This window comes from Sediminibacterium sp., from assembly GCF_019264485.1.
GTDB lineage: Bacteria > Bacteroidota > Bacteroidia > Chitinophagales > Chitinophagaceae > Sediminibacterium.
Window position 1 is genome coordinate 37,732 of record NZ_JAHVAA010000011.1, and the last position, 23,044, is coordinate 60,775.

At 40.0% G+C, this 23,044-nt stretch carries 19 protein-coding genes; 15 read left to right on the forward strand and 4 right to left on the reverse strand.

What is annotated here, in order from left to right:
• Window positions 1-129: 129 nt before the first annotated feature.
• Window positions 130-1,344, forward strand: coding sequence for an alanine dehydrogenase (locus KXJ59_RS06420; RefSeq protein ID WP_295202272.1), 1,215 nt, complete (start codon window positions 130-132; stop codon window positions 1,342-1,344).
• Window positions 1,345-1,346: 2 nt separating this feature from the next.
• On the opposite strand, the gene KXJ59_RS06425 is transcribed toward KXJ59_RS06420, so the two are convergent.
• Entirely contained in the window at window positions 1,347-1,784 is a 438-nt protein-coding gene (locus KXJ59_RS06425) for a RidA family protein (protein ID WP_295202274.1), read from the reverse strand.
• Window positions 1,785-1,877: 93 nt separating this feature from the next.
• The gene (locus KXJ59_RS06430) at window positions 1,878-3,080 is read right to left on the reverse strand and encodes an anhydro-N-acetylmuramic acid kinase (RefSeq protein WP_295202276.1); all 1,203 of its coding nucleotides are present in this window, start codon (window positions 3,078-3,080) and stop codon (window positions 1,878-1,880) included.
• Window positions 3,081-3,187: 107 nt separating this feature from the next.
• Between KXJ59_RS06430 and KXJ59_RS06435 the strand changes: the two genes are divergently transcribed.
• From KXJ59_RS06435 to KXJ59_RS06460, 6 genes are all read left to right on the forward strand, one after another.
• Window positions 3,188-3,931: a DeoR/GlpR family DNA-binding transcription regulator gene (locus KXJ59_RS06435; protein ID WP_295202278.1), complete on the forward strand. Its 744-nt coding sequence runs from the start codon at window positions 3,188-3,190 to the stop codon at window positions 3,929-3,931.
• Between the two features lie 20 nt (window positions 3,932-3,951).
• Window positions 3,952-7,065, forward strand: coding sequence for a SusC/RagA family TonB-linked outer membrane protein (locus KXJ59_RS06440; RefSeq protein WP_295202280.1), 3,114 nt, complete (start codon window positions 3,952-3,954; stop codon window positions 7,063-7,065).
• A gap of 18 nt (window positions 7,066-7,083) precedes the next feature.
• On the forward strand, window positions 7,084-8,379 hold the full coding sequence (locus KXJ59_RS06445) for a RagB/SusD family nutrient uptake outer membrane protein (RefSeq protein ID WP_295202281.1): 1,296 nt from the start codon (window positions 7,084-7,086) through the stop codon (window positions 8,377-8,379).
• A gap of 173 nt (window positions 8,380-8,552) precedes the next feature.
• A complete protein-coding gene (locus tag KXJ59_RS06450) occupies window positions 8,553-8,960 on the forward strand; it encodes a hypothetical protein (protein ID WP_295202283.1) in 408 nt (135 codons plus the stop codon).
• 245 nt (window positions 8,961-9,205) lie between these two features.
• Complete coding sequence (locus KXJ59_RS06455; protein WP_295202285.1) at window positions 9,206-10,090, forward strand: DUF488 domain-containing protein; 885 nt, start codon at window positions 9,206-9,208, stop codon at window positions 10,088-10,090.
• A gap of 3 nt (window positions 10,091-10,093) precedes the next feature.
• Window positions 10,094-10,915 carry a hypothetical protein gene (locus KXJ59_RS06460; protein ID WP_295202287.1) on the forward strand — a complete coding sequence of 274 codons (822 nt, stop codon included), beginning with the start codon at window positions 10,094-10,096 and terminating at the stop codon, window positions 10,913-10,915.
• Window positions 10,916-10,930: 15 nt separating this feature from the next.
• On the opposite strand, the gene KXJ59_RS06465 is transcribed toward KXJ59_RS06460, so the two are convergent.
• Entirely contained in the window at window positions 10,931-11,590 is a 660-nt protein-coding gene (locus KXJ59_RS06465) for a hypothetical protein (protein ID WP_295202288.1), read from the reverse strand.
• A gap of 99 nt (window positions 11,591-11,689) precedes the next feature.
• Window positions 11,690-12,259 (reverse strand): hypothetical protein, encoded by a 570-nt coding sequence (locus KXJ59_RS06470; protein ID WP_295202289.1) that lies wholly within the window; start codon window positions 12,257-12,259, stop codon window positions 11,690-11,692.
• 933 nt (window positions 12,260-13,192) lie between these two features.
• On the opposite strand from KXJ59_RS06470, the gene KXJ59_RS06475 reads away from it, so the two are divergent.
• The 8 genes from KXJ59_RS06475 (at window position 13,193) to KXJ59_RS06510 (ending at window position 23,034) form a co-directional block, all read left to right on the forward strand.
• Window positions 13,193-13,555, forward strand: coding sequence for a LytTR family DNA-binding domain-containing protein (locus KXJ59_RS06475; protein WP_295202291.1), 363 nt, complete (start codon window positions 13,193-13,195; stop codon window positions 13,553-13,555).
• 468 nt (window positions 13,556-14,023) lie between these two features.
• Window positions 14,024-15,373, forward strand: coding sequence for a hypothetical protein (locus tag KXJ59_RS06480; RefSeq protein ID WP_295202292.1), 1,350 nt, complete (start codon window positions 14,024-14,026; stop codon window positions 15,371-15,373).
• 11 nt (window positions 15,374-15,384) lie between these two features.
• Window positions 15,385-16,740, forward strand: coding sequence for a hypothetical protein (locus KXJ59_RS06485; protein ID WP_295202293.1), 1,356 nt, complete (start codon window positions 15,385-15,387; stop codon window positions 16,738-16,740).
• 2 nt (window positions 16,741-16,742) lie between these two features.
• Entirely contained in the window at window positions 16,743-17,909 is a 1,167-nt protein-coding gene (locus tag KXJ59_RS06490; RefSeq protein ID WP_295202295.1) for a hypothetical protein, read from the forward strand.
• 1 nt (window position 17,910) lies between these two features.
• On the forward strand, window positions 17,911-19,422 hold the full coding sequence (locus KXJ59_RS06495) for a hypothetical protein (RefSeq protein WP_295202297.1): 1,512 nt from the start codon (window positions 17,911-17,913) through the stop codon (window positions 19,420-19,422).
• Window positions 19,423-19,426: 4 nt separating this feature from the next.
• A complete protein-coding gene (locus KXJ59_RS06500) occupies window positions 19,427-20,797 on the forward strand; it encodes a hypothetical protein (protein WP_295202298.1) in 1,371 nt (456 codons plus the stop codon).
• Window positions 20,787-22,034, forward strand: coding sequence for a hypothetical protein (locus KXJ59_RS06505; protein WP_295202300.1), 1,248 nt, complete (start codon window positions 20,787-20,789; stop codon window positions 22,032-22,034). The genes KXJ59_RS06500 and KXJ59_RS06505 overlap by 11 nt, the downstream gene beginning before the upstream one ends.
• Window positions 22,024-23,034, forward strand: a complete 1,011-nt coding sequence (locus KXJ59_RS06510; protein ID WP_295202301.1) for a hypothetical protein — start codon at window positions 22,024-22,026, stop codon at window positions 23,032-23,034. The genes KXJ59_RS06505 and KXJ59_RS06510 overlap by 11 nt, the downstream gene beginning before the upstream one ends.
• Window positions 23,035-23,044: the final 10 nt, after the last annotated feature.

Below are 23,044 nucleotides of genomic sequence, written 5' to 3' on the forward strand. Positions count from 1 at the left end.
TACTCCTGTTCTCTGCGGTGAAACATACGCAAAATTTCACCGCAGAGAAAGAAGAACGCAAAGTTTGCGCAGAGGGTTTCGCGCAAGGATATTTTGTAATTATAGTTTTTTAAAGTTTTACCAATACCAATGGCTACCAGTAAACCTTCTATCAGCACTTCGTTTTCTTATGAAACCCTTGAAGAAACACTGGATATAAAACCACAAGGGGCCAAACTGCATATTGGTATTCCAAAAGAAATTGCTTTCCAGGAAAACAGGATTGCACTAACGCCCGATGCGGTAGGTGTGCTGGTTTCGAACGGACATCAGGTAGTAGTAGAGCACGATGCAGGAGAGGGGAGTCATTATTCCGACAGGGATTATGCAGAACTGGGTGCTTCTATCGTGTATGAGCGAGAAGCTATATTTAAATGCCCCATACTGGTAAAAAGCGCACCTCCTGTTGCAGAAGATATGCCTTTGCTGCAACTGAACCAGACCATTGTTTCTCCCATTCATTTATCGGCATTGCGCAAAGAGTATATCGAGAAAATGATGGAGAAGAAAATCACGGCACTGAGCTTTGAGAACTTCAAGGATGAAAGTGGTACCTATCCCATTGTAAGAAGCATGAGCGAAATAGCAGGTAGTGCGGTAATGCTTATTGCGGGTCAGTACCTGAGTAGTTTTAATAAGGGCAAAGGTGTTTTGCTGGGAGGCATCAGTGGTATTCCTCCTACCAAAGTAGTGATTGTAGGAGCCGGTATTGTGGGCGAATTTGCCACACGTAATGCACTGGCACTGGGTGCATCGGTAAAAGTGTTCGATAACAATGTATACCGCTTAAAACAGTTACAGAATAACCTGGGGCAGCGTATCTGGACCAGTGTGCTGGAGCCACGTATTTTATCCAAACAATTAAAGACCTGCGAAGTAGCGGTAGGGGCTTTGAGTAATGAATACGGAAGGGCACCGGTGGTAGTAACAGAAGAAATGGTGGCGGCTATGCGTCCGGGTAGTATTATAATTGACGTGGCGATTGACCGTGGTGGCTGTTTTGAAACCAGTGAACTCACGAGCCACCAGCAGCCCACTTTTGTAAAACATGATGTGATACATTATTGTGTACCCAATATTCCGAGTGGTTTTGCCAGAACAGCCAGTCAGGCCATCAGCAATGTGCTCATGCCTTTGATGTTATCTATCAGTGATGAAGGTGGACTGGAAGAAATGGTATGGCACAATTTTAACCTCCGCGAAGGGATCTATATGTTTAAAGGAGCGCTCACCGATTTTTATATCAGCCAGCGTTTCGACCTGAAGTTTACTGATCTGAACCTGCTGATTGCGAGCAGGCGATAAAATTATTTTTCTTTTGGCAGGTGTGCAATTACTTCAATCTCCAGTTTTGCATCGGGCATGTATAACCTGCTGATCTGTACCCAGGTGGCTGCGGGATAATCGCCCTTGTACATTTTCTTACGCGCCTCATTGTGCGTTTTCATCGCTTCAATATCGGTGGTATATAAATTTTCTTTTACCACATTCTGCAGACTCGCACCAAAATGATTCAGGCTTCTTTCAATGGTCTGGTAAATACGCTGAATACCGGCGGGAGAAATATCGGTTGATACAGTGCCGGATACATACAATACATTATCTACTTTCACTACCTGGGTATAACCGGCAGTGGTATCCTGCTCACGTCCAAAATGAAATTTCTTTTTTTCAATCGTATTTGTCTGTGCTGAAAGAAGTTGAACTGTAAATATCAGAACGGTAAAAAGAAAATAGGGTTTCATTTTTTTTGATATCAAAATACATCTTTTCAACTAAACAATACTTCTCCTTCTCCTCCAAAGGACTCCTGTGGAGGAGAAGGGGAGAGGTTAATGCTATTTTGGAAAACTAATTTTGCCCATACTCACTGCCGGAATACCATTACGACCCGCACCTAATTTCACTTCACCGCCACAAACCGCTTCATTGGCGAGTATGGCAAAGAGTACCGCTTCTTTTGCATCAGGATTAACTTCCAGTTCATTGGTGTTTTTGAAAACAATACCGGGTAATTGTTCTTTGATATGCTGCATAAGTAATAGATTATGCATACCACCACCACTTACATAAGCAACAAAATCTGTTCTTGTACCCATGCTGCGTTGTAATGCATCAACAATCATATCGGCAGAGAAACGATTGAGTGTAGCCATGATGTCTGCATGAGACAAATGACTGCCAGCTGATTTTTGTACTGCATCGGCGAGGTATTGCAGGTTAAAAAGTTCAGGGCCGATTGTTTTGGGAAAATCATAGCTGAAGAAATCATTTTCTTTTAAGGCATTCAGTAAAGCTGTGTGTATGGTACCTTGTTTCGCAATGGCGGCGTCTTCATCAAAATATTTTCCGGGAAAATGTTCCTGTACATAAGCATCCATCAGTGTATTACCCGTTCCTACATCGGTACTGAAAACGGCACTGGCATCAAGACTTGATGGGAGGTATGTGAAGTTGGCGATACCACCAATATTCAGCATGATCCTGTTTTCGTTTTTGTTACTGAAAATCAGGTAATCGCCATAAACAGCGAGCGGTGCGCCTTCACCTCCGGCTGCCACATGTTTTTGCCGGAAATCGCTCAGGGTAATAATACCTGTAGCTACTGCCATATGATCGCCATCACCAATCTGTAAAGTGGCATTGCCAAATTCATCATCGGGATGGAGAAATTTAGGGGCATGGTAAATGGTTTGTCCATGACTGGCAATCAGGTCTACATCTGCAGGATCTTTTTGCCATTTTTTTAGACAATCAAGTATAATGTTGGCGTGTTCTAGTGCTACCCAGGCATTCAGTAAACATACTTTCTCCAGATCGACCTGCCGTTTGGAAAAAACAGACTTGATCTGATTTTTAAATGCAGCATTATAAGAAACAGTCTCAAATGCAAGCAATTGCAGGTTTGTATCCATACCCTGACCCGAAAAACGGCATAAAGCCACGTCGAGTCCATCAACAGAAGTGCCGCTCATCAAACCAATAATGGTTCTTTCAGGCTTATTTGCAATTTTATATAATGCCGCTATATTCTGGTTCATGGGTTTAAATTAGACTTAAAAACGCATTTTTCTGCAAATTCTTGCAAGATAATTTTGGAAATACGCAAGTTCCTGCATTAATTTTAGGATAATATATCCATGCTGCTATGCTGAAAACCGAACGCCAAGCTTATATACTGCGTCAGATCGACCTCCACAATCGTATACTTTCCTCCGACCTGAGTACTGAAATCAATGTATCCGAAGATACGATCCGCCGCGACCTGAACGAACTGGCCGATATGGACAAAATTATCAAAGTGCATGGAGGTGCATTATCCAAATCATTCCACAGTTCCTTTCTCAAATCAGATGTATACCAGGCCGACAGTAAAAGACTGATTGCGCAGAAAGTAGTTCCATTGATCAGGAACAATATGTTTATCCTCACTACAGGTGGTACCACTATTATTGAAATGGCGCGTATACTTCCACCCGATCTGAATGCCACATTTTTTACAGGCAGTATTCCTGCTGCACATGAATATGCACAACACCCCAATATTGAAGTGATTTTTCTGGGCGATAAAATTTCAAAGAGTTCACAGATAGCTGTGGGTGGAGAAGCCATTTCAAAAATAAGTGGTATCAAGGCCGACCTCTGTATCATGGGTATCAATGCCATTGATGAAACAGGTATTACCGATAACGACTGGGAAGTAATTCAGGTAAAGAGAGCGATGATACAGGCGGCAGAAAAAACGATTGTATTATCCATCGCCGAGAAAGTGAACACACACCAGAAACTGATGATTTGCGGACTGGATGAGGTTGATACAATGATCACAGAACTTGATCCATCGCATAACTTATTTGAATCGTATAAAAAACACGGCATTACTATTTTGTAATTATCTATAAACGCTGAAATATGAAAATAACACCGCTTATGAAGCCGGGTAGTGTAAAGGCAGTATTCTTACTGATGCTGACAACCCTACTTACGGCAGCCGGTATTGCGCAGGTGCGTATATCCGGTAAAGTTACCGCCAAAGGCGGCGCTGCTGAAGCTGCTTCTGTAGTAATAAGAGAAAACAGTGTTGGTGCAGCCACCGACGCTACAGGAGCTTTTAGTTTTACGGCAAGCCTGAAACCGGGAACTTACACCATTGTGTTCTCAAGTGCAGGATACAAAACAAAAGAATCTTCATTAACCGTAACTGCAGGTAATAACAGTTATACAGTTAATGCAGAACTTACTGAAGATGTTTCCAAACTCGACGAAGTAATTGTTACCGGTAACTCACAGGGTACTACCCGCCGGCAGTTGGGAAGTTATATCAGTTCTGTGAGCGCCGAAGACCTGAACAAAGGAGCAACGGGTAATGTACTCGCAGCTTTACAGGGTAAAACAGCCGGTGCACAGATTTCTCAAAACTCAGGCGATCCTGCAGGAGGTATTTCTGTTCGCCTGCGGGGTATCAGTTCTATCTCTTCTTCTTCAGAACCATTATACATCATTGATGGTGTAATTGTAAACAACTCTACCAACCGTGTTACCAATACTTCCGGTAACTATGACGGAGGTAATTTTGTAGGATCTATCGGACAGAGCCGTTTGGTGGATATCAATCCAAACGATATTGAAAGAATAGAAGTACTGAATGGTGCCGCTGCAGCAGCTATCTACGGTAGCCGTGCCAATGCCGGTGTGGTTCAGATATTCACTAAAAAAGGAAAGAGCGGCGCACCTTCTGTAAGCTTCTCTACCAGTTTTACTACCAGCAGCCTGCGTAAAAAACTGGATGTAAACCAGGCCCCCACCAAATTCGGAGGCCCTACAGATGGTCCGGGTGCATTAACACAGGATATTCTTTCACCTGCTGTTACTACTACCACACCAGTTACACGTTACGATTACCAGGATTATATTTTCAGGAATGCCAACGGAACAGATAATAATATCTCTATCAGTGGCGGTACCGATAAAACCAAATACTATGTATCGGGTTCTTATTTCTATAACCAGGGTATTGTAAGAAATACCGATTTCCAACGTTATAGTTTCCGCAGTAATATTGATCAGGTGCTCAATAAATGGGCAAGTTTTAACCTTGGTCTGAATTATGTAAACAGTACAGCGAATGAAAAACCCGATGGTAACTCTTTCTTCTCACCCATGAACTCTGTTACCATCATCGGTAATTTTCATGATATCTGGAAAAGAGATGCATTGGGAAATATTCAGGCAGTAGGAGAGCGCGGACGTGCCAATCCTGTTTCTGTTATAGAAGATATCAAACAACGCCAGACCACCAATCGACTGATTGCCAGCCTGGGTCTGAAACTCCGACCCATCAACGGATTAACGGTTGATTACACAATGGGTATCGATAACTATTCACAAAATGGTACTACTTATATTCCTCCATTTGCCTACAATGTGAGCACCGCATTTTTTGGTGGTGGTCCAACACTTGATCCAACACAGAATGGTTATGCAAGTACGGGTAACAATAGTTTCTTTGCCATTAACCACGATCTGAATGCTACTTACAGCAGAAATATTACCAGTAATATTAACTCTGTAACCCAGGTAGGTTTTTCTCAGCAATATGAAAAGAACAACTATTCTTTATTACAGGGAAGAGGGCTGGCACCGTTTGTACAAACGGTGAATGGTGCGAGTACCATTTTAGGAGGTGTGGATGAACGCAGCGAACTGTCTATCTCAGGTGCTTATGTACAACAGAACTTCAAATACCGTAACCAGTTCTTTATTACCGGTGCCATGCGTGTAGATGGATCTTCTGTATTTGGTAAGAACCAGCGTAACCAGACTTACTACAAAGCAAGTGGTAGCTATGTAATTTCAGGAACAGATTTCTGGGGTAAATCATCTGTAGCTAAATGGTGGGATCTGCTAAAAGTTCGTTTAGCATATGGTGAAAGCGGTAACCTTACAGGTATTGGTGCCTATTCAAGGTTCAACACTTACAGCTCATCATCGTATCTTGGAAGAACAGCATTGAACTCCAGCGGTACATTGGCCAATGAAAATGTAAAGCCCGAAAGACAACAGGAAGTTGAATTGGGTTTCGATATGTCGTTCCTCAATAACAGGATTGGGTTAACAGTGAATATTTACAATAAAAAAGTAAAAGACCTGTTGATCAACCGTTTTATTGCACCTACATCCGGGTTCAGCAGCCTGCTGGATAATTTCGGATCACTGGAAAATAAAGGTTATGAGATCGTGTTAACAGGTAACCCTGTGGCAAAGAGAAATTTCAACTGGAACATCACCGGTATTTTTAACCACAACCGTAACAAAGCCAATCGTATTGGTCAGGCACTTACCCTGTTAAGTACCAATGCTGGTGCACCTGTGTCGATTATTGAAGGACAGCCTGTAGGCGTTTTCTACGGAACTTTCTTTGCCCGTAATGCCGATGGAACACAATTGAAGAATGCAGGTGGTATTCCTCAAACAGAAAGAGGTGTTCAGAATACGGCTACAACATTTACAACGGGCAGGTCAGCAGGTTTACCCAGCGGTGCCGTATTGCGTAAAATAATCGGAGACCCCAATCCTGATTACACAACCAGCCTGGTAAATGAAGTTACTTACAAGAAACTGAGTCTGCGTATTCAGATCGATGCGGTACAGGGTGTTGATGTATTCAATGCCGATTTCCGTACACGTCAGGGTGTAGGTAATGGTAAAGTAGCAGAACAGGAACACCGTGGTCAATTGCCCCGTGGTTATATCAGTGGTATCTATGCCATTGAAGAGTGGCGCGTTGATAATGGCAGCTATACCAAACTCCGCGAACTGTCGCTCACATATAATATCGGAAAAGTAAAAGGGTTCAGCGACCTGAGCATCAGCTTCAGTGGCCGTAACCTGATTAGTTGGGATAAATACAATGGCTATGATCCGGAAGTGAATGCTGGTGGACAAAGCACCATTCTTCGTGGTATTGATTTTGGTGCAGTACCTATTCCACGCACATTCAGTTTTGGTATCCAGGCTAAATTTTAACCCTCAAAAATTACTAGTATGCAAAAGAGTATTAAAATATCCATATATACAGGTCTTGCAGCAGTGCTGTTAACAACAGCGGGTTGTAAAAAAGACTTCAATAATCCAAATGCGGCCACATCAGACCAGGTATTCAGTTCTGCAAAGGGACTGGCCGGAGTGGTAGTAGGTTTGCAGAGAACCTATGCATCGAATGTTGCGTATGGCATGTGGGATGCCACTGGTTTAATTACCAATGAAACCATACTGATGAACCCCGGTAATACATCTGAATTTCAGTTCAGTACCGGAGGCACAGCAGTAGATGGTACCAATGCTTTATTAGGTAATGTATGGACCAGTGCCAATAAAATTATTTTCGATGCCAACAATGTAATCAATGCAGCAGCAAAACTGTCTGACAAAAGTTATGCAAGTGGTTTAATTGGTTATGCAACCATTTACAAAGCATTGTCGATGGGATGTCTGTCGGGTTATTGGGAAAAAGTACCCGATACTGTAGGTACGGCTACTACTACCTTCTCCGACAGGGCCGTAGGTTTTGCGAGAGCTGTTGCAGCCATCGATAAAGCATTGGCAGCCATCAGCGCCAATGCCGTCAGTACAGCTTTTGCTGCTGATGTTCCTGTTGGTGTTGATTTGGTGAACACATTGTATGCTTTAAAAGCCCGTTATTCATTGTTTGCCGGTAATTATGCGGCTGCACTGGCTGCTGCCAATGCGGTAGATCTAACCAAACGTTCAACCATGAACTTTGAAGCAGCCAATCCCAATCCGGTATTCAATTTTGTAACTTCTACCAATAACGTGTACCAGCCTGTAGATTCTACATTGGGTTTACCTGTAGCCATTGCGCCTGATCTGGCCGACAAACGTATTCCATTCTATACGGTGATCAATGCAACCATTAATCCGCGTTTCAGGTTAAATGGTTTCTGGAACACGGCAACTGCTGCTATTCCATTATACTATCCGGGTGAAATGACCCTGATTAAAGCAGAAGCCTATGCAAGACAGGCAACTCCTGATCTGGTAAATGGCATACTGGAACTGAATAAAGTGGTAACCAAGAAAGCTGCAGCTGATCCGCTGGGTCTTGGTGCCGATCTGGCTCCTGTTGCGCCAGCAACTGTTGCAGACCTGCTTACGCAGATTTATCGCAATCGTTGTATCGAATTGTATTTATCAGGTATGAAACTGGAAGATATGCGTCGTTTTGGTCGCCCTACCAGTGAGCGAAAGCGTAACCTGTTTCCTTATCCATTCCGAGAGAGAGACAGTAATCCGAATACACCTGCTGATCCGGCGTTTTGATTGGTAGGTTGATGTGATTAACAAGCCCTGGAGTTTCTATGCTCCGGGGTTTGTTATTTTAAGAAACCTATCCAACTTCAGAAAAATTCTACGCACTGTCTCCCACTCACGCCAAAGGCACGAGAATGGGGGCGGTGCGAAGAAGGAGTACATTAACTTTTGTATATTGCTTTATGAATACTGACCTCTTGGAATTAGTGAAAGTAGTAGTAACTGTTATAATCGCAGTAGTAGGATGGCGCATAGGTCATTATTACAATTCGCAGAGAGATAAGCATAACAAAAGACGAGAAATTCGTTTGGAACATCTTATAAACGCTTATCGTATTCTTACAAACGAAATTTCACACAGAAAACAAACAAAGGAGCGTGAACAAAAACTTGAAGCAATAATCTCTGAGATACAGCTATTCGGTTCAGTCGAACAGGCACAAATCGCTAAGCAGCTTGCGAGAGATATCGCTGCAAAAAAGGATTATGAGTATGACACTCTGATTAATAGTTTACGGTCTGACTTAAGAAAGCAACTTGATGTACCTCATATTGAGGGTAATGTTACTTGGTTAAGATTTGAAGAGTAGTTGTGCGAGCTAGAAATCGAGTATTACTTTTTATACGTAAAGGTCCCCATTCATTCACTTGCGGTGGCAGAGGGAGACCTGCTGGGCAAGAATCGACAGCGATGCTGAAATACCCTTTTGAGAATAACCAAACCGATGTTTGCTATGCGGAGCAACTCAGTAAAAGTCGATAGAACAAACAACAGGCTAACGAACAAATTCACTTTTAGTAGCAAGCATCAAGGGTATTTTCCTACTTTTACCATATGTTTTACAGACGCAAAATTATACTGGCCCTCACGCAGGCATTTAACGATCATTTGCCTAAAATATCCTTACAAAAACTGCTTTTTCTGTTTACGAACAGACAAGCTAAGCCCGATTATGACTTTGTTCCATATAAATATGGGTGTTATTCATTTTCAGCAAATGCTGACCTTACTGCAATGGTTGGGCACAAACAATTATCAGAAGACCAAACCAGTTTTACAAAAACCGATTCTATTGACTATATAAAAACGCTTACCGAAAAGGATAAAAAAATACTGGTTGATATTAAAACTGCTTATGGTAAGCTGACAGCAAATGCGTTGATGAAATTAACTTATTTAAACTACCAGTATTATGCAATTAATAGTGTCAAAGCAAAGGAACTTTTGAATGAAGAACAATATGGCAAAGTGTTAAAGGCAAAACCAATTAATGACAATACGGTTCTTTACACGATTGGTTATGAAGGAATTTCTTTAGAAACATATTTAAACCGCTTGATTCAAAACGATATAAAAGTTTTAGTGGATGTTAGAAATAATGCGCTGAGTATGAAGTTTGGTTTTTCAAAAACACAATTGAAAAACTTTTGCGCCAGCCTTAATATTGAATATTTGCATATACCGGAAGTGGGTATTCAATCTGACCAAAGACAAAAATTAATAACACAGTCAGATTACGATAACCTTTTTGATGTGTACAAAAAGAAAAATTTAAAGAAAACGACAAGCCAGCAACAACAAATCCTGAACTTATTAAAAGACAAAAAAAGAATTGCACTAACCTGCTTTGAAGCCAATATTTGCCAGTGCCACAGGAAGCATTTAGCGGAAGCCATTATAACGCTTCCTGAATGGAATTATGAATTAAAACATATTTAGCGTATGGCGTTAACCAAAGTGCTGATAGCTGTTAAAACATATCCTACTTTATCAAGTAAGTATGATGAGCTTGTATGCACCGCCGGTTTTTTGGAAGATGGAAGCTGGATAAGGGTTTACCCCATTCCATTTCGTAAACTTGAATACGATAAGCAATACAGCAAATATGATTGGGTTGAAGTAGACCTTGAAAAAAACACTTCTGACTTTCGTTTAGAAAGCCATAAACCCAAATCAATTGAAACCGCCTTTACTATTGTTGGCCATTTAGGAACAGAAGATAGTTGGAGACTTAGAAAGGAAATTGTACTTAAGCATGTGCATACCAACATGACCGAACTGATTGCTCAGGCAAAAGACACAACAAAATATACTTCACTGGCCGTTTTTAAGCCGAAAGAAATTTTAGATTTCAAAGTTGAGAAGGTTGACAGAGAGTGGGACAAAAAGAAACTTGACACGCTAAAAGCCAAAGCTCTGCAACTAAACTTGTTTCAAAATGCTGACAATCCTTTTGAGGTTGTACAAAAATTGCCGTATAAATTTTCTTACAGGTTTACAAGTGAAGATGGTATAGAAAGAACAATGATGATTGAAGATTGGGAAATAGGTCAGTTATACTGGAACTGTTTGAAAAGACACGAAGGCAATGAAGCAAAGGCTTGTGAAGATGTTAAGAAAAAATACTTTGAGGATTTCGCCAAAACCAAAGATTTGTATTTATTTCTGGGAACAACAAGAGAATTTCATTTACTGGCACCCAATCCCTTTGTAATCATTGGCACATTCCATCCCAAAAAAATTACACAGACCTCTCTGTTCTAACTAATCCAAACACCTTCAGCCCTTTCCCTCCCCCGAAATCAATTTCAACATCCCCGTTTCAGTAACCACAAATAAAGACTGGCGTGTGATGATACGGGAGGGTAATTCTTCCAGCTTCCAGAGTTCGGCACCGTCGGCTTCGGATAAATTGGCCACATCAATATCAGCTATATCAACACCAAAAGAACGTTCACCGAGCAGGTTATAGACAACCGCATGGGCTATTCTATAAAAAAGGTCATAAGTGTCATCATTGCAAAGTGTATGATATACGATGATACTGTTATACTCATCGGCATTGCCGGCAAATGAAAAATACAGTTCATCTAAACCAATACCAGCATCTGCAAGCAGCATCTCCATTTCAGGATCAACAGACATGGGCGCTTCCAGTGAAATAATGGTCCATGCCGGTATATCCGGTGCCAGCGCTACGAGGGTATCTGCTTTTTTAAAATAATGTGGTTTACCATCAACCGAAATTGTCAGTGTACCTGTGTGCTGGTTAGAAACGCTGAGCACAAATGAATAAAACCGACCATAAGCCCGTAAGTGTGTGTTCAGCTCATTGATCCAGTAAGCGGCTTCTTTTTTAGAGCTGTTATGCAAATCGAGATAGGTTGTATTGTTTCGTTGAAACCATTTCCAGAAATGGCGCTTTGATAGTTTACTCATGTTCTGTGTTTCTGTTATTAGATAAATAAGGGACTGACCAGAAAGTAAACCGACCATCCATAGGGTGTTTCACTAGTGGTCAGTCCCTGTTAAAAATGCTTACAAAACTGCTTCCAATATTCCTTCATTATTCGGAATATCGGTAGCAATGGCTTTGATTACTGTACCTGCCAGCAAACTATTGCTCTGTGTGGCGGTATAGGTCCAGTCGAGGTCATATATATCAGACACTGCCTCACCTGTTTCCAGCAGGGTGCCGTCGGCAGCATAGATTTCTACGCTAACGCCTGTTACCTTGAAATCGTCTTTAGCGCGAATAACGATCTTATCACCTTCTGCTCCTTTATAAAACCGGGTATTGATGCTGACTACTTTTGGTGCAGACATAAAGTCTTCCAAAGCCCGGCTATAGAGGTTTTGACGGGGTTTTAAGACGGCAGTATACGCTTCTGCCAGTTCGGGGTTTGCACCACTCGAAATGGCTTTTGCATAGCGGGAGCCCATCAGAAAACTGTCTTGTGTTTTTAACTGATCTGCTGTGGGTTCTCCCTTTCTGCGTCCGGGTGCTTTCGCAACGATTGTTTTACCGTTCCAATTACGAAATACGAGTTCTTTACCGAGTGATCCCTGGAATTTACCAGTGATTACACTGTTGTTTGAATGTGCCATAAAAATTAGTTTTTATTTTTTTTAAATGGTTTTTGTTTTTATCAACCGCACACATCGGAGAAGGTTCCCGGGTCCGCTCTTCCCGCTGGCCTTAAGCGAAAAACTCCTATGTGAGCCGTTGATAAAACAAATGTAAAACAGGCCTTACCCCATATGTTTGAAAATGTGACGTGCTTTGATAAAACCTGGGACGTTATCTGACAAAAGCTGGGATAACTGGTAATTTCTCCTCGAAAAAGCCCCTTTTACTGCCCTCGAATCCAATAAAATCAAGGGGTTCATTTTTTGTGCTCCTCTTTGCTACCTCGAAAGCCTCCACGCAACCCTTGATTTTATTGACTTCCATCTTTATTTCTCCTCATTGCTACCTCGGAATAGAAAGAACGATGCTTACTGCTATTGCGTTCTATGAGTGTTGCTCCTCATTGCTACCTCAATTGAACCTCGGGCAGCTTGTTGAAACCCTTACTGCGACTGCCTTCTATTTTAGCTCATTCTCATTGCTACCTCAATGCTATCTCTTTGAAACCTCTGTTCGTCCTCGGAAACACCTCGGGGGTGAGTAAGGGCTTAGGGTTTGGCTGTTAGGCATTAGGTGTTAGGAAGAAGTATTGGTGCCTACATTCCTCCTAACACCTAATAGCTAACCCCTAACTGCTTATAACTCCTAACTCCTAAATTGTATTATCAGCAGAAAATGAAAAAGAATCTACGGTTAAAAAGTATAATCGCGGAGGGAGGTTGAAGAGAGGTGTTATTAGGGTTGCATGGAGGAATTATCAAGGTTATTTATATTAGCAAAATATTCAGAATGTTTTTTATATAGCAGGATATAAATTTTCGCAGCAGAGAGAAACCCGGGTTAGTGTAAGAATGTGATAGGAAGTTGCCATTGAATTTTTGTGAAAAAAATCATCCTTAAATCATAAAAATATGCGACCACCTTTTTTTATCTGGCAGGATAGGGTGCTGAAAAAAATTCAGCCGGAAGATGTGATTGCCATTAGTTCTGAAAAAAATTACATCAAAATATTCGTTACCGGTAACGGGTATTATCTGGTACGATCTACTTTAACAGCTGCTTTAAAAAAGCTACCTTCTGATTTAATCAAACGAGTGCATAACCGGTTAGCAGTATCGGTTAATTATGCAGACTATATTGCCAAAGACCACTTGCAGATTGAGGGAGGAGAAAATCCGCTTCCTATTTCGCGTTTGCATTATCGGGCATTTATCAATAGTCTGAATATAATAGGCGGTGATGATAGTGGGAAGAAAAGGAATAGCAGGAAGTAGTGGTGCTTTTTTTATTTATGCCCAATAGAAACAGGAGGTAACAAAAAAATCATAAAGGGTAGTGAAAGAAATGAAAGAGCAGTAGAATGGTTTTACTGCTTAATAATCAATCTTTTACAAGCTTTATTTATATGACTACCGTTTTTTCCTCGTAAAAAAATGGGTGTTTTTCTCTTTTGCAAATTTGTGGTTAGCAATTAGGTTTGTGTTACTGGCTAACAACTATACCTGTTTTCAAGTTACACGTATTTACCTTTTCTCTCCCCCCGAGAAAATATTATCCAGTTAATTAGTTTCAAATTAATACAGCAGCTTTAGTAATAAAGCCTAACAGATTACAATCATTGTTCTGATCCTTGTTTTATGCAAATAAGAAGTGTAAAATTTATTTCACCTTGTCTGTCATGTCTTTTTTTATTGTTTCACATAAGTGTTTTTGCATTAGCAGATACAACTGAAGCAAAAACTGTGGATGTTAAATTGAATATTACTGATACAAGAAAAATCAGTAAGAAACTGAATAAAACCACACAACGTATACAAAAGAACGCTGTATCAACACTTAAAAAAATGAAAAGTGTTGAGCAGAAATTATTTCAACAACTTCAGAAAAAAAATAGTCAGGCAGGTGTGGGGGGAGCGGTTATTGATAGTCTTTATAATGTTCAGTTACAAAAAATTCAGTCATTGTCTGATAAAACATCGGGCATCACTGATTATTTTCCCTCGTTAGATAGTCTTCAGACCGGCTTGGCTTTTATTGAAAAAACGGGTAAGCAATTACCTGTTGATCAGTTAAAAAATTTACAATTATTATCGGGTAATATTTCCGGATTACAGCAACAGCTAAATGCAGCCAACCAATTGCAAACTTTTCTCGCTGAACGGAAAAATCAATTAAGACAATATGTTGCCAATAGTTCACTTGCAAAAGAATGGAAGCGGGTTAATAAAGAAGTGTACTACTATCAACAACAGCTTGGTGTATATAAAGAACTGTTGAAGCATCCTGATAAGGCAGTGGAGAAACTTATTGACGTACTAAGAGAGCAGCCTGCATTTCGTCAATTTATGGCCAATAATAGCCAATTGGCGCAGTTATTTCGTTTACCGGGGCAATCAACAAATTCATCAGCTGCCGGGGCTGTTACCGGTTTGCAAACAAGAGCAGGTGTAAGTCAGTTATTGCAGCAGCAATTTCCCGGACAGGGTATAACAGACCCCACTGCTTATTTCCAGCAGCAAATTGGCGCAGCACAGGCAGAGATGAATCAATGGAAAGAAAAACTCAATCAGTTGGGTGGCGGAAGTTCAGATTTGGTTATGCCCGATTTTAAGCCCAATCAGCAAAAAACAAAAACATTCCTGCAAAGAATAGAGTGGGGTTTGAATATACAATCGCAACGCCCAAATGGATTATTTCCTGTTACGTCTGAATTAGCACTTATGGCCGGGTATAAACTGAATGATAAAAGTACAGTAGGCCTGGGAGCAGCCTATAAAATGGGGTGGGGTAAAAATTTCAGTACTATAAAAATCACACACCAGGGTGTAGGGTTGAGAAGTTTTCTCGATATCAAGCTAAAAGGAAGTTTCTGGATTACTGGTGGGTATGAATTGAATCATCAACAGGAGTTTAACCGGCTGGATGAGTTAAAAGATTTAAATGCCTGGCAAAGAAGCGGATTGATCGGGCTAAGCAAGAAATATTCAATTGGAAAAAAGAAAGGAAACCTTCAGCTGTTGTGGGATTTTTTGAGTTACGGTCAGGTGCCGAGAACTCAGGCTTTGAAATTCAGGGTTGGGTATAATTTTTAATAAGATACAACATGCAAAAAACCGGAAGAAAACTGTTATTGTTCATATGCTTCTTATTCGTCAGTGTTAGTATAGGAACAGCACAGGTAGTAAATAGCAGTGCTCAGGTATATACAAGTGGAGATGGCATTTTCTGGCACCTAACAGGTACAGGTAACGGACCTGCAATTTTATTAAAACAAAACACTTATCAAGGAGGGGCAATCAATCGAAGAGGGTCATTAAGTTGGATGGACAATAGCGCTAATAAAACAGAAGTATTAAGTTGGACTGACGCATTGAATGTAGGTATTGGAATATCTGATCCTGCATTTAAGCTGGATATTAATGGAGGGCTTCGCATAAGAAATTCTCAAGAGAATATGCAGGATTACACAACATTCAGAATTCAAGGTGGTAATACATTGGCGCATGGTCTGGAGATTGATTTTTTTGGAGATCCTTCCAGAACAAGTTTGCCGGGAACTTATTATGCCGGATATGGTGGTGGGGCAATTGTTAATGTAAATGATAAACCCTTAGTATTTGGTACAGCGAATACTTCACGAATGCATATTTCTGGTATTGGTAATGTTGGAATCGGAACAAATAATCCATTACATCAGCTGCATATTTCAGGTGGGGATATTGCATTTGATGCAGAACAACAAGAGAGATTCATAAGAATTAATAATTCTTTTGGCGGCGCTATTCGGTTTAGAGGTAATGCCGTTTCATCCTTGGATCGCTCACTTCAATTTGGAAGATTCGATGGGAATAATAATTGGGCGGCTTTAATGACTGTTGAAACTAATAATGGGAATGTGGGTATAGGTACAATTTTTCCAGCACACAAGTTAGATATAAGTGCAGTATCTGAAGAAGTAAGTTTACGCGTAGGTACAACCAATACGGGTTCAAATGCAGCATCATTTATTCTTTCAAATAGCAGCCAAAATGCTTTCAATGATGGGATAAAAATTATACATGGGGCAGGAGTTACAAAGTTTAATGACCTGAGTGGAACGACCCAAATGTCAATCGATCATACTAATGCAAAGATTGGGATTGGAACTGTTTCACCTTCAGAAAAACTTTCTGTTAATGGCAACATACGGGCAAAAAAAATAATTGTTTCTCAAACAAGTTGGCCGGATTATGTTTTTGACTCCTCCTATTCTCTTCGCTCTATAAAGGAAGTAGAAAAATTTATTACTAAAAATAAACACCTGCCTGAAATGCCTTCTGCAAAAGAAGTGGAAGAGAAAGGTATTAGTGTGGGAGATAACCAGGCTTTATTATTAAAGAAAATAGAAGAACTCACTTTGTATGTAATTGATCTGCAAAAGCAGATTAATGAGTTAAAGAAAAATACTTCCAATAAGTAGGTATGAAAAAAATAGTCATTATCGTAGTAATTATTTTATTCGTGCAGGATATACAGAGCCAGTCGGTAGTATATAACTGGAATGGAACTGTTTTTGGTGCTAATGGTGCACAGGCAAGAAGAATGACGATTGGCAGGGTTTATTATAACCAATACCACTGGGGTACTTATGGTAATATGAAAATCACCATAAGAAGCAGTTATTTTAAAAGTGGGTATGTAGAGTATTTATTACAGGCCAACCCCGCTACAAATGGAAACGTTCCGCTGCTATTCTGTTTAAATGCAGGGGGATATAATGCTTCATTTGTTAAGCTTGAACTGGGAGAACAAACAAATGCCGGTAATGAGTATTACGGGGGCGTAAATTATTACAGAGATATCTATTTAGACGCAGATTATTATACAGTATGGTATGCAGAAGCGGAAATTACTGGACCCTATGCTCTCGACAAATACAGTATCGCTGATTCAGAATATAGTTTCATGACTTTATTTTCTTCGCCTGGTATTGCAAATACGGCCAGTTTTGGGCCTCATCGAAAAAGGATTATAATTCCTGCCTCCTTTGCAGATTTTCAGATAGATGGTAAACTTGGTATCGGAACATCCACCGAACCAGCAGCGGCATTAGAAGTGAATGGTAATATTTTTACTAGTTCACAAATCAACTATCTACAGTTTGGAACCAATAGCGGGAATGCACCTTATGTTGCAGGAAGTACAGAAGGCAGTCTTGCTTTGGGAACAGCCAATGCTGCCAAACTCTGGGTATTACCAAATGGTAATGTAGGCATAGGTACAGCAAGTCCAGCTTCTAAACTATCTGTTAACGGAGATATTCGCTCAAAAAAAATAATTGTTTCTCAAACAGGCTGGCCCGATTATGTTTTCGATGCCTCATACAAGCTGACACCCTTAAAACAGGTTGGCCGGTTTATTACAAAATACAAACACTTGCCCAATCTGCCATCAGCAAAAGAAGTGGAGGAAAAGGGCATTAATGTCGGCGATCAACAGGCTTTGCTATTAAAAAAAATTGAAGAATTAACACTATACCTGATTAAGCAGGATCAGCAGATAGATATTTTGTCGAAAGAGATACAGGACTTGAAGGAAGAAAACAGGAAAACAAAAAGTATTGTAAAGAAAACCAGCTCAAACAAGTAATATGAATAAATGGATTATAGTAGCTTACTTTTTATTGAACGGTATTAACCTGGATGCACAGAATACTTTTCCATCATCAGGCAATGTTGGTATTGGTACTACTTCACCCGGTAATAAACTAACTGTATTGGGAAGTATTCATTCTTCCGGAACAGTTGGTGGAAATGGAGGGTTTTACAATGTGTTACAAATAACACCACTGGGCGATGCACCTGCTTACTTTTATTTTGATACCAATATACCCGCTACCGACCAATTTGCTCCTCAGCTTCATATAAATGGGTATACTTATGGTGCATCTAACAGAGCATTGAAAGTTACGCTGGGCTGGTATTATTACGCAGGAAATTTTTATTGGACACAATACCATAGTGATTTGGGTTACAGGAAGCCTTCAAGGATAAGAGTGGGAAAATATACTAAAAATGGAAGTCAATATATTAGGGTTGAAATAGCAAATGATGGTATCTATTGGTCAAACTATAATATTTCGGCGGTCGATGTAGGCGGCTCTATTACACATTATGAAGGCTGGACCTGGGCACAGGGTGAAATGCCTGTATCTACTACCTCACAAATTACAGTGGTGGAACGAAGTATTGATGTACAAATCGATGGCAGGCTTGACCTTATACATGCTACCACCGATAATGTGCCAGGTGCTGTTTTATCTTCTTATCCTCTGGCTAGTTTTATTAATAAGGGTTCAGGTAATGGATACAGGGGTCTGCAAATTGGGGCACCTACAGGTGATATATTATCACCTGTTTATTTGAAAGTGACGGGTACCAGTAACAGGTTTTCAATTTTGAATGAGTCTGATCAGGAAAATTTTACCATATTATCAAATGGGAACACGGGAATTGGTACTTCATCACCCAGTGAAAAACTTGCGGTAAGCGGAAATGCAATATTTGCCGGAAGTATTCTAGCATCAGCATCCGGATCACGCCCCATTCAATTAAGTAATGGGATGATATACAGTAATGGAGATAATGGGGGCTGGGCTTTTGGGTATCATGCAAAAGGTTCAGCAGGTACTGACAGAGGTGGCTTTGGATTTTATGGATCTGGGAATGGACTTGATTACTATTATGTAGGAGACTCCTATGCAAATCCTACGATTACTACTTATCCTGATAATGGGAATGTAGGTATTGGTACGAGGTTTCCATCAGATAAATTATCTGTGAATGGAAATATAAGGGCAAAAAAACTGATTGTATCTCAAACAGGTTGGCCCGATTATGTTTTCGACCCGGCATACAAGCTGAAACCTCTTTCCGAACTATCTGCATTTATACAAAAGCATCAACATCTACCAGATATGCCATCTGCCAAAGAAGTTGAAGAGAAAGGAATTAGTGTGGGAGATAATCAGGCTTTACTACTCAAAAAAATTGAGGAACTCACTTTATATATAATAAAAATCAACAAAGAACATCTGCAATCGCTCAATAGTATTGAACAATTGCAGAAAAGAATTACTGAGTTAGAGAAAAATAAAAAATAAACTGATGCGTCATTTTCTACTGATAAGCCTTTTAATAGTTACCCATGCAAAACTATCTGCTCAAAACAGTTTGCCCTCTACTGGTTATGTGGGTATTAATACAACAAGTCCACACGCACCTTTACATGTAGTGGGTGGAACAACCATAACTGCGGGGTGGAATAAAACTGCTATTCTGGAGGGAGCCTATCCGATTTTATTAATGAATAGTGCCAATCATAAATGGGGAGGCATTGGGTATGACCATTCTACTGCCATGCGTTTTTGGGTAAACTCTTCTTCTGACGACCTGCCTTTGCATGGCCGGAATCCCTTGACGATATTAAATAATGGTTATGTTGGAGTAGGAACCGGTAATCCAAATGGACAATTACATGTGAACAGTGAAGTGTCAAATGCATTGATGGTTTCGAGATACGGAAGTAACACTTATGGATTTGAAATTGGAGGAGCCACTTTCGGTTTGTACGATTATACCAACACTGCTTACAAATGGATGGTGAATGGAGAAAATCTTTTACTGAATCCATATTCAGGGAAGATTGGGATTGGTACTTTAACACCTGCTACCTTGGTTCATCTTCACGAAGAGGCAGACAAGGATACTTATCTCCATATGACCAATATTAACACAGGTAAACAGTCTGCAGATGGACTTGAATTAAGTGCTAATAGAGATTTAGGTGCCAATGTCTGGAATTATGAGAATGGGTATCTGCGTTTTGCTACGAATAATGCAGAGCAAATGCGTATTACAAACGATGGCAGGATGGGTATTGGTATTTCAAATCCTGTATATAAGATGGATATTAGAAGTGTTGGTACCCCAATTGTTAATATTACACCTTTAAACGGCACTGAAGCAGGTGGATTTCGTGTAGGAAATAATGGAAATACCAGCTTCTTTGTCAATGAGAATAATACAGGGGGTTCTGTTTTCTCTGGTGCATCTCCCTATGCAACAGTTATAGGTAATTTTGAGAATCGGCCACTTCAGTTTGCGACATCAACCTTTGTAAGAATGACCATTTCCAGTAATGGCAATGCATTGATTGGCACTGCCACAGATAATGGTACAGACAAATTGCAGGTTAATGGTAGCGTAAAAGCTAAAAAAATAACTATTTCCCAAACTGGCTGGCCCGACTATGTTTTCGACTCTTCCTACTCACTTCGTCCACTTTCAGCAGTACAAACATTTATTGCTAAACATAAACGCCTGCCGGATATGCCCTCTGCAAAAGATGTGGAAGAGAAGGGTGTTGATATCGGAGATCAACAGGTTCTATTATTAAAAAAAATAGAAGAGTTAACACTGTATGTTCTGCAGTTGCAGGCGAGGATAAAAAAATTAGAGTCTTCAAATGAAAAATAGTATTGGAATGAAATATTATGTGATCAGCATTCTATGTGTCATCTGTTTGATTTATCACACAAATGTTGTTGGTAAACCACATGGTACGGTACCTGAAAAAAAAATAGCTGCTCAGGCTAGTATCTCTGAAGGTAATTTATACGCTATGGCCAACATTCAATATTCAGGCTGGTATAAAATAGCAAGAAGTACAGAGGAATTGGGTTTTGGAGGACGAAGAGGAGGCGTAAAGATATCTGTTACTGCTGCAGGTAATTATTTAATCCCAAGCCAGCAGGTTATATATGGCTTTAAAAATTGGACAAACAGCGTTCATCTAAGTTCGGTATCAGATGCGCTGAATTGTTATTTTACACGATACCGAATTGTTATTGATAACAATACCGCTTATCTGGAAGGGTATTTGCCAAATCTTTACGTTGGTGGTGATAGTTATTTTCATATTGCAGTTGAATCAATCGGTATCTACGCAACTAATTGGGTGGCTTACGACGGAGCTATGACTCCCGGATTAACTAGCCCCCTGGCCGTATCTCAATTAGATATTACTCCCAATGCCCATAATTATGCCTCGCTTGCTGTAAGTGGTAGTATTGGAATTGGAACAACAAACCCGCAAAAAAAACTGGATGTTTGGTCAGGAGCCAATGAATTTGCTGCTTCCGTTGGGAGTATGTTAGGTGTAGGACAGTGGTCAGGTATTCATTTTGGATATAAGGAAAATGGAAACGATAACTATAAACAGGCTGGTTTGGTTTTTGAGCGAACTTCTTATAATGCCCATGCTCCGGGGAAGATTCATCTTTTAAATACTACTTCATATCAAAGTGCCACTTTGGCTGATGCTAAAGTTACCATCGATGAAACAGGAAATATGGGTATCGGGACAGTATCGCCAACTGAAAAATTAGCAGTGAATGGAAATGTGCGTGCTAAAAAAATTATAGTCTCACAATCTAATTGGCCCGATTATGTTTTTGATTCTTCATACTTATTGAAACCATTAAGGGAATTGGAATCTTTTATCAATAAAAATAAACACCTGCCTGATATGCCTTCTGCAAAAGAAGTAGAAAAAAAGGGAATCAGTTTAGGAGATAATCAGGCGTTGTTACTTAAAAAAATTGAAGAATTGACGTTGCATTTGATTCGGCAAGAAAAATTATTAGAAAAGCAATCCAAACAAATTAGTGAACTGCAGAAGAAACTATATAAAAAAGAAATACATGAAAAATAGATGGATAGTTTTTATACTTCTTTTTGGTAACGGTAGTTTATTCGGTCAAACATCTCAGGATATTCAAATTCATGATACCCGGGACACCAACCTTTTACCCAATGCTTTTCATTGGCTTTCTTCATATGCTTATAGAGCCCGGTTTGATTTTAAATACAATCATATAGTTAGTATGCCGGGCTCAGGGGTGTATTCAACAGTACTAACAATTCCGCAATGGCCCGACAATAGTGGAGATAAAATGCACCAGTTAGGCTTTAATAATGGAGGTATTTTCTTTCGGCAAGGATGGCCATCAGGAGCTAATTGGGAAGGTTGGAGAAAAGTTCTTGTTGAGGATGATTATGGAAACATTGGAATTGGAACTTCTCTTCCGGGTATAGTGCCGAATGCAAGTTTAAGTGGTACTCCAGCTAAGTTAGAAGTAAATGGAAATATACGAGTGAATACAAAAAGTATGATTTCGAGTGGTGAAGTAGGGAATTTGCAGTTTTTAAAGGCACATACCCATGATATCAACACCATCTATAGCACTGCAGAAATAAGGGCTTTTACTGCTTCAGGATATGATGGAGGGCTTCGCTTTTACACAAGTCAGCACGTAGGCGAGGGTAATTACGATCTGAGATCTGCAATGACAATTAACCATTTGGGGCATATTGGAATAGGTTCTGAAACTCCATCTGAAAAGCTTTCGGTTAATGGTAATGTACGTGCCAAAAAACTAATTGTTTCCCAAACCGGCTGGCCTGATTATGTTTTCGATTCTTCCTATTCACTGCGGTCGTTGTTAGAAGTAGAAACCTTTATCGCCAAAAACAAACACCTGCCCGATATGCCTTCTGCAAAAGAAGTGGAAGAGAAGGGCATTAGTGTGGGAGATAATCAGGCTTTGCTATTAAAAAAAATTGAAGAGATGACCCTTTACCTGATTGAACTTAAAAAAGAAAATGAAAAGCAACAAAAGGAAATAGAAAAACTAAAACAAAGAATTAAATGAAAAAATACCT

What these genes read in the sequence shown, in the direction of transcription:
- KXJ59_RS06420 (WP_295202272.1), top strand. Translation starts at nt 130, where the DNA reads ATGGCTACCAGTAAACCTTCTATCAGCACTTCGTTTTCTTATGAAACC.
- KXJ59_RS06425 (WP_295202274.1), bottom strand. Translation starts at nt 1,784, where the DNA reads ATGAAACCCTATTTTCTTTTTACCGTTCTGATATTTACAGTTCAACTT.
- KXJ59_RS06430 (WP_295202276.1), bottom strand. Translation starts at nt 3,080, where the DNA reads ATGAACCAGAATATAGCGGCATTATATAAAATTGCAAATAAGCCTGAA.
- KXJ59_RS06435 (WP_295202278.1), top strand. Translation starts at nt 3,188, where the DNA reads ATGCTGAAAACCGAACGCCAAGCTTATATACTGCGTCAGATCGACCTC.
- KXJ59_RS06440 (WP_295202280.1), top strand. Translation starts at nt 3,952, where the DNA reads ATGAAAATAACACCGCTTATGAAGCCGGGTAGTGTAAAGGCAGTATTC.
- KXJ59_RS06445 (WP_295202281.1), top strand. Translation starts at nt 7,084, where the DNA reads ATGCAAAAGAGTATTAAAATATCCATATATACAGGTCTTGCAGCAGTG.
- KXJ59_RS06450 (WP_295202283.1), top strand. Translation starts at nt 8,553, where the DNA reads ATGAATACTGACCTCTTGGAATTAGTGAAAGTAGTAGTAACTGTTATA.
- KXJ59_RS06455 (WP_295202285.1), top strand. Translation starts at nt 9,206, where the DNA reads ATGTTTTACAGACGCAAAATTATACTGGCCCTCACGCAGGCATTTAAC.
- KXJ59_RS06460 (WP_295202287.1), top strand. Translation starts at nt 10,094, where the DNA reads ATGGCGTTAACCAAAGTGCTGATAGCTGTTAAAACATATCCTACTTTA.
- KXJ59_RS06465 (WP_295202288.1), bottom strand. Translation starts at nt 11,590, where the DNA reads ATGAGTAAACTATCAAAGCGCCATTTCTGGAAATGGTTTCAACGAAAC.
- KXJ59_RS06470 (WP_295202289.1), bottom strand. Translation starts at nt 12,259, where the DNA reads ATGGCACATTCAAACAACAGTGTAATCACTGGTAAATTCCAGGGATCA.
- KXJ59_RS06475 (WP_295202291.1), top strand. Translation starts at nt 13,193, where the DNA reads ATGCGACCACCTTTTTTTATCTGGCAGGATAGGGTGCTGAAAAAAATT.
- KXJ59_RS06485 (WP_295202293.1), top strand. Translation starts at nt 15,385, where the DNA reads ATGCAAAAAACCGGAAGAAAACTGTTATTGTTCATATGCTTCTTATTC.
- KXJ59_RS06490 (WP_295202295.1), top strand. Translation starts at nt 16,743, where the DNA reads ATGAAAAAAATAGTCATTATCGTAGTAATTATTTTATTCGTGCAGGAT.
- KXJ59_RS06495 (WP_295202297.1), top strand. Translation starts at nt 17,911, where the DNA reads ATGAATAAATGGATTATAGTAGCTTACTTTTTATTGAACGGTATTAAC.
- KXJ59_RS06500 (WP_295202298.1), top strand. Translation starts at nt 19,427, where the DNA reads ATGCGTCATTTTCTACTGATAAGCCTTTTAATAGTTACCCATGCAAAA.
- KXJ59_RS06505 (WP_295202300.1), top strand. Translation starts at nt 20,787, where the DNA reads ATGAAAAATAGTATTGGAATGAAATATTATGTGATCAGCATTCTATGT.
- KXJ59_RS06510 (WP_295202301.1), top strand. Translation starts at nt 22,024, where the DNA reads ATGAAAAATAGATGGATAGTTTTTATACTTCTTTTTGGTAACGGTAGT.